Origin of the sequence: Gallibacterium anatis DSM 16844 = F 149 (assembly GCF_000379785.1) — a bacterium.
GTDB lineage: Bacteria > Pseudomonadota > Gammaproteobacteria > Enterobacterales > Pasteurellaceae > Gallibacterium > Gallibacterium anatis.
Map to the genome: position 1 here is coordinate 1 of NZ_KB903724.1, position 14,453 is coordinate 14,453.

A 14,453-nucleotide genomic window follows, 5' to 3' on the forward strand; every position below is an offset into this window, starting at 1 on the left:
TACTTCTGGCTAAGTCGGCATACCGTAACAATAAGTCTAACGGGTAGTCTGTTCTTAATTCTTGGACAGCGTTGGCTTTTTCCTCATTTTTTCTCGGTCTAATTGCTGACACTTTTTTAGGTAAGCATTCTCCGTTTCTAATTCTAGAATTCTTAAACGTAAGCGTTCTTCTTCTGTTTTCGGGGGTGGCGGCATTTTGGCATAGCGTGGGTTTTTCATCGCAGGTATTCCTGGGTGTTTAGGTTGTAATCCCTCTATACCGGATTGTTGATAAATTTTCAACCATCTTCTGATAATACTCGCATCGGGAATACCGAAGTGTAAATACGCGAGTTCTGTCGTCATTTCTCCACATAGAATGGTTTGAATCACTTTTAGCTTAAATTCCGGCGAATAGCGTTGATTTGGATGACTCGGGGCTAAGCCTTTTGCACCTGAATGTTGAAACACCGCTATCCAATGTCTTAATGTACGTTTAGGCACGTTAAACGTATGACTGGTTAATGGGACACTTTCATGATTTTTGAAATAAAAATCAACTACTTGTTGTTTGAAGGTTTGGGTATATTTAAACATAAAAAATCTGCACCTCTGTGATTATGGATAATTAGTCCAACTTTTGGGGTGCAGATCATTAAGATGAAGAGGAGCGATCATTCAGCAACTTGCATAAAATTCGGCACATTTTGGTGTGATGGAATACTTAATTTTAGGATTTTGAAATAACTATTATTCACTAAATCAGCTACTTAACATCAACAAATCGAAATGACAGTTATGTACTAGACAAACTATTTAATTCCAACAAATCGAAATAATATTACTCACTAGCCAAACTAGCCCACTCTAACAAATCAGAATGATATTACTGGTGCGCTAGACTACTTAACTCCGATAAATTGTAATGGCTATCATTTATTAACCAAAATATTCAATGCAAACCAGCTAAATCCACTAATTTTATCTTTGGAGCTGTCCTAGATAACGACTAAAAACTTCATTTAGGTTAAGATATATCTATGAGAAAAAGTCGTCTAAGTCAGCATAAACAAAATAAACTTATTGAGCTATTTGTTGCAGGTGTTACTGCAAGGACAGCCGCAGAGTTGGTCAATGTAAACAAAACAACTGCTGCGTACTACTTTCATCGCTTACGCCTGCTCATCTATCAAAAAAGCCTTCACTTAGAGATGTTTGAAGGTGAAATTGAAGCAGATGAAAGCTATTTCGGCGGTACTCGTAAAGGTAAGCGTGGTCGTGGTGCATCAGGTAAAATTGCGGTATTCGGGCTTCTCAAGCGTAATGGCAAGGTTTATACTGTTGAAGTTCCGAATACTCAATCAGCCACCTTGTTACCTATTATTCGGGAACAAGTGAAGCCTGATAGTATTGTTTACACGGATACTTATCGTAGTTATGATGTACTTGATGTAAGTGAATTTAGTCATTTTCGCATCAATCACAGCACACATTTTGCTGAAAATCATAATCATATTAACGGAATTGAGAATTTTTGGAGTCAAGCAAAACGCCATTTACGCAAATTTAATGGTATTCCGAAAGCGCATTTTGAGCTTTATTTAAAGGAATGCGAATGGCGTTTTAATTACAGTAACATAAAAATCCAAATTTACTATTTAAAACAACTAGTTAAAGAGAGTTTAGTCTAGTGATCGAGGACAGCCCCTAATTTTTTCAAATCACTATCTATAAATTTAATTTAAGGAATTTACTTGTGAATCATATCTTTAGAGTCATCTTTGATAAAACACGAAACCAATTTATCGCTGTATCTGAATTGACGAAAAGTAGAGGTAAATCAATTTCAGAAAAACGTAAGTCCGCAGCTATAAAACAAAGCACTTGGGGTGGGGTATTCCAACTAACACCACTCTACACAGCAGTGGTTGTGCTTGGGCTTTTAGGGGGTTCACAGACAGCTAGCGCGAATAATGTCTATACATACTGGGGGCGTATAGGAACAACGAATTGTAGTAATGCGGACTATAGTGTTAGTTTGTCTATTAAATCAGGTCAGAATGATGATACGCAATGTCAGTCAAACTATGGGGTGTCAATTGGTTATGGTTCATGGATTCATCAATCCGCAGGGGAGCATAGTGTTTTAGTTGGTGCGAAAAGTACTATATTAGGTTCTGACAGTGTTGCTGTAGGGTATCAAGTCACCACAAACTCTGAAGTAGGACAAACCGTTTTGGGGTCTTATTCTAAAGGCTTAGGGCAACAGGCAGTTGTGGTGGGACAGCGTTCTTCAGCAAGTTCACAAGCAGTTGCAGTCGGGGCAAACGTTTATGCTAGTGGTGACAGTTCGATTGCGATAGGTAACGATGACTTGATTGGTTCAAGTAATTGGCAAACTTCAGCTTATAGCGATAAATTACCTAAAACAACGATAGGTTCAATTTATTCGGGTTTATGGGCAAGTAGTGCTTATTTTGATTCTCAAAATGCCTTTAATAGTTCTTATAATACGGTGGTAAATGGCAAGGATTATCGTATTTTCTCCCCAACTTATGCCGCTAAAACAGGTGCCATTGCGATTGGTTCTCGTACCGTAGCAGGTGGTGAGGTGTCCACTGCGCTTGGTTCATTGTCCTTTGCGCTTGCGCCAAAATCTACGGCGGTGGGGATTCGTGCTTTTGTAGCAAGTGACGCAGAAGGTGGAACGGCAATTGGTCGTCAATCGCGTGTGTTTTCGGCTAACTCGGTAGCAATTGGTAACTTAACAGAAGCAACTGAGACTGGAACAGTGGCATATGGTTATAAAGCGTATGCGGTTGGTGATAACTCAATGGCACTCGGTAACCAAGTAGTGGCAGGTAGTTATATACAGAATGGGGGAGATTTTATCCAGGCTTACAATAATCAAGCTAATGGTTCAATCTCAGATATTCCAACTGTTAAGGCTGCAGTAGATAAGTATTTTGCTGATCGACCTGATGGTCAGTTAACACAAAAGACAGGGGATGCCTATCTTACCATTGGTTCGGTAGATATTAAAAAATCAAGTAAAAATGGTTCGAATGTGGTGGTATTAGGGAATAACTCAGCTGCCTTAAAAGATAATAGTATTGCTTTAGGGTATGGCACATTAGTTGATGCAGTAAACTCCTTAGGGTTGGGTTCCTATAACTATATCGTAGGGGTAGCAGACAATACTGTGGTTGTTGGTTTAAATAACCGTGTGCTGAGTGGTACAGGGGCTGGCAATAACATTATTGTCGGTTTGAGTAATATTATTGGTGCTTCTTCTAGTGATTCTGTTTTAATTGGTTCGGCAATTAACTTAGGCGCAACCTCGAGGGCTTCTATTATGTTAGGTAAAGGAACCTCAATTGGAAATAATGCTTGGCAATCTGTGGCAATTGGTCAGTTTTCATCTGTTGGGAATAATGCAACCAACTCGGTTGCTTTTGGGGTAAATTCGAGTGCTACGGCAGCGTCTGCAATGGCATTTGGTGTTCAATCGAGTGCATCAATAGCGAACTCAGTGGCGTTAGGTTATCAATCAAGAACTGACTACACCACCGAAGCCTGGAACACGAAGGCGTGGGCAGCAAAAGGGGCAATTACTGTACCAAGTTCAGAAAAAACAGGGATTATTTCTGTCGGGTCTAAGGGACAAGAACGCCGTATTACTAACGTGGCATCGGGTGCATTAGATACCGATGCTGTCAACGTTGCACAATTACGTACTATTACCGATACCTTTGAAACCCAATTAGCCAATTTATCCGATGGGGGTGGGGTTCAGTATCTTAGTATTGAACGCAAAAATTCAACCGGTGCAGCTGGTGAATTAGCAGGTAAGCTCGAGAAAACCAACAATTATCAAAAATATGTTGAGATGAAAACGCAGCTAGAATACCTGAATATGCGTAAGGACATTAATAACGAGAACTTTAACGAAGAAGCCTTTAATGAATATAAAGCAGAGGTCGAAGAGTTAGGGGCATTGTATAATAATCAGGTTTCTAGTACCGCTACCAGCTTAGCTAGTATTGACGCTCAAATTGCTTCAGCGAAAAGAGAATTGGGTGGTATGACTGAAGGTGATGCCAAAGAAGCTAAGCGACAACAATTGGTTGCACAAATTAAGGCAGCGATTGAGAATGCGCAAACACAGGACGAAGCTCGCACGATGACAGGCGCATTGTCAAATGATGAAGCCACTGCCGCTAAAGCCGATACCAACTACAATAACGATGGTGCAAAAGGCGATGATTCAATTGCCTTTGGTTGGAAAGCCAATACCGCAGCAGCTAGCGATGGTTCAGTGGGCGGTAAGCACGGTATTGCATTGGGCTTTGAGGCAACCGTAATGGGTGAAAATAGCATTGCGATTGGCGGTTCAGAAAATACCACCAAGAACACGGCATCAGGCAAAAACTCAATTGCTATTGGTACAGCTAATACCGTGAACGGTGAACAGTCTATCTCAGTCGGCTATAAAAATACCGTTTCTGGAAGCCATTCAGGGGCATTTGGTGACCCAACCATTATCAATGCAGATAATTCTTATTCTGTGGGTAATAACAATAATATCAGTGCAGCGAATACCTTTGTCTTGGGTAATAGTGTTACCGCAAGTCAAGCAAACTCTGTTTACTTAGGAAATAACACTGCTCTCGTTACTTCTGGAACCGCAGGGGCAACCACCGAGTATCCTTCAGCAACGGTAAATGGCGTAACCTATAATGGTTTTGCAGGAACAACCCCTGTTGGCGTGGTTACTGTGGGCCGTGATAACCAAGTTCGCCGTATCCAAGGCGTGGCAGCGGGTAAAATCTCATCAGATTCAACGGATGCGATTAATGGTTCACAACTTTATTCAGTAGTGAATGCCTTAGGGGCGAATACCATTACTTTAACAGGTAATAATAGTAGTACCACAGGAGCGAAAGCAATTAGTTCTAATCCATCATTTGCCATTACAGGTGATGGCAAAATCCTAACCGCAACGGCAGCAGCAGCGGGTGTCTCTTTAGCACTGAATACGACTGAATTAGCAAAAGATCAAACTTTAACGAGTACTTTTGTAAAAGTTGATGGCTCTAACTTACCAACTGATACCACACAGTTAAATACATGGAAAACCAAACTCGGTATTGGTGATAGCGTCAACTGGGTGAATGTCAATAGTACAGCACCAACTGATTTAACGGGATCTAACTACAATAAAGAGAATTCTGGTGCAAAAGGCACAGATAGCATTGCGATTGGTAATCAAGCTGGTGCAATAAAAACGGCAACGAATGGCATTGCAATTGGTTATGCAGCTAAGGCGAACGGTGTAAACTCTGTTGCCTTGGGTGCACAAATTACAGCTACCAATGAGAAAGGCAATGCAATTGCAATTGGTAATCAAGCAGGTACGCAGCTAGCAAGTTCTGGTACAGCAATCAATTCGTTAGGACTTCAATCAGTTTCAATCGGTCAGAATAGTTACGCTTCTGGAGATACCTCAATTGCAATTGGTTCAAATGCAGGTGCAACTGGTGAGAATGCTGTGGCTTTTGGTACAGCATCAGTTGCTTCGGGTTCAGCGGCGTTTGCATCAGGACAAGGTTCTACAGCAGGGGCTGACAGTGCTGTTGCTATTGGACAGTATGCAAATGTTAGCGTAGCTAATAGTATGGCTTTAGGTGCAAACAGTGATGTTGATGGTGATAGCGTGGCTGTAGGTAGTGTTGCGTTGGGCGCTAATTCTTCTGTTGATGCAGGTGTTCATACATCGGGTATTTTCAGCATTGGTGGCGAAAATACAACGAATACCGTATCGGCTAAACCAACTACTGATTCAGTAATCACACAATCTACTTATGCACAGTTGGTACAAGCTGTAAGTGATGCAAAATCGGTGTTCGATGCGGATACGACCAATACTGAAAAGCGTACTGCTTATACGACTGCGAGGGTAAATTTAAGAAATGCAACAACGAATAAGAATTCGGTGCTTTCTGTGGGTTCAGAAGGTAATGAACGCCAAATCCAGAATGTGGCAGCTGGCGTTATTTCAGCAACTTCAACTGATGCTATCAACGGTTCGCAACTTTATTACACCAATACTTACCTTACCAATTTAGCCACAACGGTTAAAACTAAATTTGGTGGCAATGCGGCACTAAACGCAGATACGGGAGAAATCACCTTTACCAATATCGGTGATACAGGTAAAGATAATATTCATGATGCGATCAAAGCCGCAACAGCGGTGGTAAAGGCAGGTGATAATATCGCCGTAACCAAAGCAGCGGATAGCAATACCTATACAGTGGCGTTAGACGACACAACTAAAAATAAAATCGCTGAAATTGACAATAAAGCTAATGCAAGTGATTTAGCAGGCAAAGCGGGTACTAATTTAAGTAATATTACCAGTGATGGTAAGGATGTGATTACTGGTTTAGTTAAAGCAGTTAATAATGACAGTTACACAACTGTATCTGTTGATGACACTGAAAATGGTACTAACGGACAACCTAAAAAGTTCAAGATTGGCGTAAATGTTGCCGATAGTATTTCAAATACATCGACAGAGAACACCAATAAAATTGCTTCAGCACAATCTGTATATAATGCGGTAACAGAGGCAAAAACAGAAGTCACTAAAGTTACAGGAGAGGATAATTTATTAGATCTCACTAAGACAGCAGGAGATGGGTTAACAAAAGATTCTTATGCCTTATCGGTTTCTAAATCAAAATTAACCACTGCCTTAAGTGATACCTTTGCTAAGACCGATGCGTCTAATTTACAACCTGCGAATGTAACAGCTTGGAAACAAAAACTAGGGGTAGATACCTTAGAAAGTAACACCTTCAAGCTAACGGGTGATAACTCTTCTTCAACAAGCACACAAACCTTGAATAAATCAGGCGGTTTATCTTTTGCGATTACAGGTAATAGTGATATTACTACCGCTGCAAGTGGTGATGGAGTCGCATTGTCGCTCAATAAAGCCACTGAAGTAACTGAGGGTGATACCAAAGCAGTGACCTCTGGTGCGGTATATAAGGCAATTAATAGCTTAAGCAGTACCTTGAATTTTTCAGGGGATACAACAACTGGCACACCATCAGTTAATTTGAAAGATGGCACCTTAGCAGTGAATGGTGCAAATTACATTACTACAACAGCGAATGGCTCATCATTAACCGTTAAATTAACTGATGAGGCTAAGAAAAAACTTGATGGTTTATCAGAAGATGGCAAGTTAACACTTAAAGCGAATAATTCAGGTAATACAAAAGTAACCTTAACCGATGGTGTTAACTTTATAAATGGCACCAACACCACTGCAACGGTGGATAGCACTGGCGTGAAGTTTGATGTAAATAACAAGTTATACAATATGACTTCATTAACCAATGGTGCGACAGATAATGCAGCAGGTGCAACAACCTTAAGTTTAAGTGATACAGGTGTTACCTTAAATAGCAAAAAACTATCTGGTTTAGCTAATGGTACCGTAGATGCCGATGCAGTAAATCTATCGCAACTTAAATCAATTGCAACCGATTTGGGTGGAAGTTTCAACACTCCAACAGGTGCTTACACTGCACCAACCTACGAGGCAATTAATGGAGCAGCGACAGCACCAACCTCAACTAATAATGCGATTAATAGCTTAATTACAGCGGTAAATGGTGGCTTAATCTTCTCTGGCAATACAGGAACGGCAACTACGCGTCAGTTGGGAAGCACCTTAAATATTGTGGGTGCAGGTACTGCAACCGCAACAGGTGCAGATACATCAGGTGCAATTTCGCAATATATCACCACCACTGCAAGCGATGGTAATATTGCGATTGATCTTACTCAAGCAGTGAAAGAGAAACTTGCTAAGATTAGTAATGATGGTAATGCAGTTAGCTCAACTCAAACGATTAAGTTAGGTGGCGATTCTGCTTCTGTAACAGATGCTCAAACATTAGGTCAAGACGGTGGTATCAAATTTGATATTACTCAGGGCGATAGCTCAATTACCACTAACGCATCTGGTTCATCAGTAACCGTACAAGTGGCTGATGGAGGTATTACTACAGCGAAGTTGGCGGATAATGCAGTAACAGAGGCTAAGTTAGCAAATGATTCCGTAACCACTGGCAAGATCAAAGACGCTAATGTAACCACAGCTAAATTAGCAGATAGTGCAGTAACAGACGCTAAACTAGCTACTAACGCAGTAACCACAGATAAAATTACGGATAAAAACGTAACTAAAGCGAAATTGGCAGATGATGTACAAACCTCACTAGGTAAAGCAGATTCTGCATTACAAGGACTTACTATAGGTGCTGATACAAATGCAAGTGCAGCGGGTATCGCTTTAAGTCAAGCCAATAACCGTTTTGATATTGTTGGCGATAAAGGCGTAACCACCTCAGTTGATGGTAACCAAATCAAAGTTAGCTTAACTCAGTCAACGTTGACTAAAGGAGATAATGGTCAAATTACAGCTGGTAATACAGGTAATGCATATGCCACAGCAAATACAGTAGCGACAGCAATTAATAGTGCTATTGGTGCATTGGGCGACAACACATTGACATTAACAGGCGATAGTAATAGCAAAACAACTGCTCAAACTCTAAATAAATTAGGGGGCTTATCATTTGCTATTACGGGTAATGATGACATTACTACTAAAGCAAGTGGTAGTAGCGTAGCGTTGAGCTTGAATAAAGCAACCTCAGTTGTGGCTTCTACTGAAACTGATGGTAGTAAAGTTGTTACTTCAGGTGCGGTATATTCAGCGGTATCAGGTGCGAAAACTATTGTGAGCAAAGATGACACTACAACAGACAACCTAGCAACCGTAACTGGCACAAAATCAGACGGCATCAGTGGTGACACTTATAAAGTTGCAGTTACTAAATCTGCAGTAGTGAATGCCTTGGGCGATACTTTCGCTAAGAAAGATGCGTCTAATATGGCAGACTTAACGGATGACCAAAAAACAGCTTGGAAACAAGCGATTGGTTTAGACAGAGTTTCTAACACCTCTGAGTTAAGTTACACAGCAAATAGTAATGAGACTAAGAAAAAAGTTGCCTTTACCGATGGATTGAACTTCACTGACGGCACCAATACCACTGCAGAAGTTGGTGATAATGGTGTAGTGAAATTCAACGTTAAGCCAGCATTAACAGGTATTACTTCAATCTCTAATGGTACAGATGGTACAGGTGCGTCAATTACCTTAGGTGATCACTCGATTACCTTAAGCAGTGGTACAAATGGCACAAATGGTGCGACATTAACTGGTCTAACTAAAGGCAGTATCACAACTAATAGTACAGATGCTATTAATGGTAGCCAGTTATATAGCTTGGCAAAAACAGTATTAGGTGTAGATCCTGAAACAAGCAATATTTTTGCAGCACCAACATTTAAGCAAATTTCTGGTAATACTGTAGCACCAACAGATTTTAACACAGCAATTACCCAGTTAATTTCTGCGGTGAATACTGGTATTGGTGTAGATGCAGATAATAACAGCAAGCAAACAGTGGGCGCAAATGAGCAAATTAGTATTATTCACGCTGGCACGACAGCTATTATAGACAATGGTACTAACTATGTTGGCACTAACTTGCGTACCAAAGTATCTAAAGCTAATGGCACAACAACCGTTGAACTTGGCTTAAGTGAAAATCCTGTGTTTAATACCGTAAAAGTTGGTGGTGGTAATGGTGTAACGATTAATTCAACGCCAGCAAGTGGTACAGGAACATCTGCTCAACCAGCAACAATTACATTCAATACCCCAGCAGCTGATGGGCAACCATCAACAGCGGTACAGTTGAAAAATGTTGCTGATCCAACGGATGCCACCGATGCTGCTAACAAGAACTATGTTGATACCCAAGTGAAAACAGCTACTGATGCTGCGAAAACAGAAGTTAAAGGTACAGGTTCAGCGGTGGTTACCTCAACCAAAGCGACTGATGGACATAGCATTTATACCGTTCACGTTGATCAAACAACTGCTTATGTAGATAGTGAGGGCAACACTTTAACCAAATACGGTGATAACTATTACACTGCTGCTGCGGTGAATGGTAAGAAATATGTGAATGGTCAATGGTATAGCGCAACTGATATTGGTGATGATGGACAACCAAAAACAGGTGTAACAGCTCTAACAGGTGATGCTTTACCAACAGCAGCAACCGTAGCAGGTGCTAAACTATTGAATCCTGATGCTACAACCACAGCACCAGTATCATTAGCTAATATCGCAAGTGGTTTAGGCTTAACTGGTGCAGCGGATAACGGTGCTAGTGGAAATTTATCTACTCCAGCTGCGATTAATGCAGATGCAGCCCAAAAAGTGATTGCTGGTAAGAAGAAAGGAGGCTCTGGTGCAGATAAAGATACGATTATCGTAGATCAGGATGGCAAATCAGGTATTTATGCTTTATCAGGCGCTATCTTAAATAAAGTGACAACCTTAGGTGATTTACAAGCAGTGGCACAAGCGGGGCTTGATTTTACAGGTTCAATTGATGCTACTGCAGATAATAAGGGACTTACTATTCATCGTCCATTAGGTACGGCGTTAAACTTAATCGGTGCTAAAGATGCTGATGCCGGTTTAGAAGGCAAAGACAAATACGATGCTAAGAACCTAGCTACCTTTGTTGATGCAACCAATCATCAAATTCAATTTGTGATGAAGAAAGCACCAAGCTTTGAAGCATTAACCTTACAAGGTGCTGGTACTAATACACCGAAAGTAGTCTTTACTCCAGGTGGTACAACAGATAAACCAACAGTAACTTTAAGTAATGGTGGAGCTGATGCTAAACCTGTGGAAATTAAAGGTGTGGCAAATGGTACAGCGGATGATTCTGCAGTGAACTTAGCCCAATTAAACAAAGTGGCTGCACAAATTGGTATGAATGGTAAAGACGGTACTAGCGGTGTGAACGGTGTAGATGGCGCTGATGGTGTGAATGGTACGCCAGCTATCGGTCAACCAGGTGTACCAGGTAAAGATGGTAAAGATGGTCAGGGGCTTGTGGGACCTGCTGGTCAAGACGGTATGAACGGCACAACTATCGTAAACAAAGTCCAAGGACTTCGTGATGGTGTGGCGGGTACATTGGTTTACACTGATGCCAAAGGTAACCGTGTATTGGCTGAAAACGGTAAGTACTATGATACTAGCCTTGTTGGTAGTAAAGTCAAAGCAAACAATGGCTTGTGGTACGATGCTGACAAGGTTAATAAAGATGGTTCAGTAAACGATACAGATGCTAAAGGTAGTACCTTAGCTCAGTTGAATGATGCTTCTATTAAGGCAAAAAATGGTGATAAATCATTAGGCAATGATAAAGTTATCCTTTCTGCGGTTAATCCTGATGGAAAAACAACAGCGCCTGTAACGATTGCTAACTTGAAGCATAATCTTACTACTATCGCCTCACCAACTGATGATGAAGTTAATGACGCAGTAACTAAATTAGGTCTTGATCCTGATCAGTTAACAGACGAACAGAAAGCAAGCGTTAAATCTAAACTTGCTGGCGAGAAAGCAAGTAAAGAAGTAGCTAAATTGTTGAAACTTGATGGTTCAACTAATGCAGACATCGCAGCTCAATTGAAACGTGCGGTAACTTTACGTGACTTACAAACCGTTGCTCAAGCTGGTTTAATCTTTATGGGTAATGATGGTGTAAATATTCATCGTGCTTTAGGTGAGACCTTCAAAATTCTAGGTTCTGGCAGGGTTTATACTAAAGATGCTAAACCAGAAACAGCAGCTGATTTAACTAAAGCTTACTCTGTAGATTACTCTGCAGATAACCTTATCACTCATGCAGATGGTACAGATACTGTTCGGATTGAGATGAAGAAACTTCCTCACTTTGAAGGTATCATCCTCAACGGTAAAAACGGTGATGATGGTGAAAGTGGTAAGGACGGTAAAGACGGCTTTATCGGGGTGAATGATAAAGGAGAAGTTGTCGTGATCAATGGTGTCAACGGTAAAGATGGCACTAAAGGTAAAGACGGAGAACCTGGTCGTGATGGAGTCGACGGTCAAAATGGCTCTAAAATCATTACTGAGAAAGATATCAACGGTACTGGTGATGCAGGTGTGAAACTTAGCTACAAAGCTAGTGGTGATGGAGCTGATGCCACTGCCAAAACCACTACTCTTAAAGAAGGCTTGACCTTTAATGGAGATGACAACATCAAGACTTCAACAGAAACCGGTGGTGTGGTCAATGTTAAGTTAAGTGATAAGTTAACTGGTATCGACTCTATTGGCGGTAAAGCTGGCGAAGGTTCTTTAGACTTTGGTAGCCGTGATAAAACAGATGCAGACGGTAAAACAGTCAAAGATGAGGATGGTAATGTTGTCAAAGAGAAAACCATTGACGCTGGTGGTTCTGTCATCACCAATGTGGCTGTTCCAACCCAAAATACTGATGCTGCTAACAAAGGCTATGTGGATAGCGAAGTTAGCAAGGTGAAAGGAGATGTAACCAATATCAATACTAATATTAGTAACATCGACAAAACCTTGGCTGAAGGCTTGAATGTTGACACTAACGGTAAACCACAGAAGATTAACTTAGGTAATACAATCAAGGTTAAAAATGGCATCAATACTTCTGTTTCTGATATTAAAAAAGAATCAGATGGTGTCTTTAGTTATACCATCAACGTTAACGGTATTCCGATGAGTTATGTGAATAAAAACGGAGATACATTAGCGAAAGTTGGTGATAAGTTTGTTGTTCTTAAACCGAATGGTGAAGTTGATGAAAAGAAATCTAAAGATCCTTTATTAACGAAGATTAATGGTATGAAAGTCGTTACTCCAGAAAAAGACACGGATATGACTGAAAATGCTAAGAATAACGGACTTACTATTGATAATGTCGGTAATGGTAAAGTTGCAGAAGGTAGTAAACAAGCCGTTAATGGCGGACAACTTCATGCTACGGCACAATCTGTTGCAGATGTTCTTGGCAATGACTTTGAAAATAAAGATGGCAAAGTTACAGTTAAGAATGGCACAGATGGTATCGGTGGTACTGGTAAGACAACGATTAGTGATGCGTTTAAGGAAGTTGTGAAGAGAGCTAAAGATAGTGTTGAGGTTATTGGTGATAACAGTAATATTATAGTTGATCCACGAGAATCTGGCGGTAAGAAAACTTATACCGTTAAATTAAAACAAGATATTACTGTAGATAACTCTATCACTATTGGCCAAGGCAAGGTGAAGTTAACATCTGAGCCAGCAGACACTAATAAACCAGCAGCATTAAATGTAAATGGTGCTCGTATTACTGGTGTAGCAGATGGTGTTGATAAATCAGATGTGGCAACAGTGGGACAAGTTGAACGTTTAGCTTCTGGTACAACAAAAGCGATTAGTCAAGTAAATAAACGTGTTGATAACTTAACCAAAGAGTCGAGAGGGGGTATTGCTGGTGCAATGGCAACAGCTGGTTTACAACAAACCACTCAACCGGGACGTACAACTGTTTCAGTAGGTACAGCAACCTTCAAGGGTGAAAGTGCGGTAGCGTTGGGCTTCTCTAAACTTTCTGATAATGGTAAAGTCGGAATCCGTCTCTCTGGTATGACAACCAGCAGTGGTGATACTGGCGGTTCATTCAGTGTAGGTTATACTTGGTAACTTTTGGAATATAAATTAAATAGCACCCAATTGGGTGCTATCAGACTGTTGACAAACCTCTAGAGGTATGTCTAGAGGTTTGTCAGCAGTCTGAATCTTTTATATTATAAAAGATATTATTTAATGCATTTTTGGATAATATTATGAAAAAAATTTTATTAAAAATTAATAATGAAAAACGGACAATAAATGAGTTTTTTCTTAAAACTGGACAAACACATCCTTTATCAATAAAAGCTCAAGCACAAGTGAATTACTTATTTATTGAGGAAGATACAGGTTTAGCACCTCAAAAAGTTGTAACAAAACGCGTAGGAAATGATTTAGCTATTACATTTGAAGGAAATGAAGCAACTTCTCCTGATTTGGTTTTAGAAGGTTTTTACTCTGAAGATACTGCAGCTTACAAAACTAGTTATTTGGTTGGGCAAAATCAAGCTGGCGAGATTTATCATTATCTACCTGAGTACGCTGAAAAAGCAGATTTAATTAATACGCTAGTTTCTAGTCAATCAGCAGTTCAAACATTAGGTGGTGAAGCTGTATCTGAATTATGGTCATTTAGTCCTTGGTTAGTTGGGGCTGCTTCACGTGGTGCTGCTGCTTTAACTATAGGTGTTGTAGAAGTATTTAAAGATGCGACAGATCATATAGGGACTGATTCTAAAACAGAAAATCCAACTGGTTCAGAAACAGAAAATCAGGCTGGTTCAGAGACAGAAAATCAGACTGGTTCAGAAACAGAAAATCAGACTGGTTCAGA

At 40.4% G+C, this 14,453-nt stretch carries 3 protein-coding genes and 1 pseudogene; 3 read left to right on the forward strand and 1 reads right to left on the reverse strand.

Going from position 1 to position 14,453, the window contains the following annotated elements:
• Positions 1–54: 54 nt before the first annotated feature.
• Positions 55–576 (reverse strand): helix-turn-helix domain-containing protein, encoded by a 522-nt coding sequence (locus A3EO_RS0109425; RefSeq protein ID WP_018346954.1) that lies wholly within the window; start codon positions 574–576, stop codon positions 55–57.
• A 443-nt stretch (positions 577–1,019) separates the two neighbouring features.
• Here A3EO_RS0109425 and A3EO_RS0109430 point away from each other — a divergent pair, with 443 nt between their 5' ends.
• From A3EO_RS0109430 to A3EO_RS0109440, 3 genes and pseudogenes are all read left to right on the forward strand, one after another.
• Entirely contained in the window at positions 1,020–1,670 is a 651-nt protein-coding gene (locus A3EO_RS0109430; RefSeq protein ID WP_018346955.1) for an IS1595 family transposase, read from the forward strand.
• 65 nt (positions 1,671–1,735) lie between these two features.
• Positions 1,736–13,690: a YadA-like family protein gene (locus A3EO_RS12885; RefSeq protein WP_018346956.1), complete on the forward strand. Its 11,955-nt coding sequence runs from the start codon at positions 1,736–1,738 to the stop codon at positions 13,688–13,690.
• A gap of 143 nt (positions 13,691–13,833) precedes the next feature.
• Positions 13,834–14,453 (forward strand): annotated as a pseudogene (locus A3EO_RS0109440) (hypothetical protein); the annotation flags it as partial.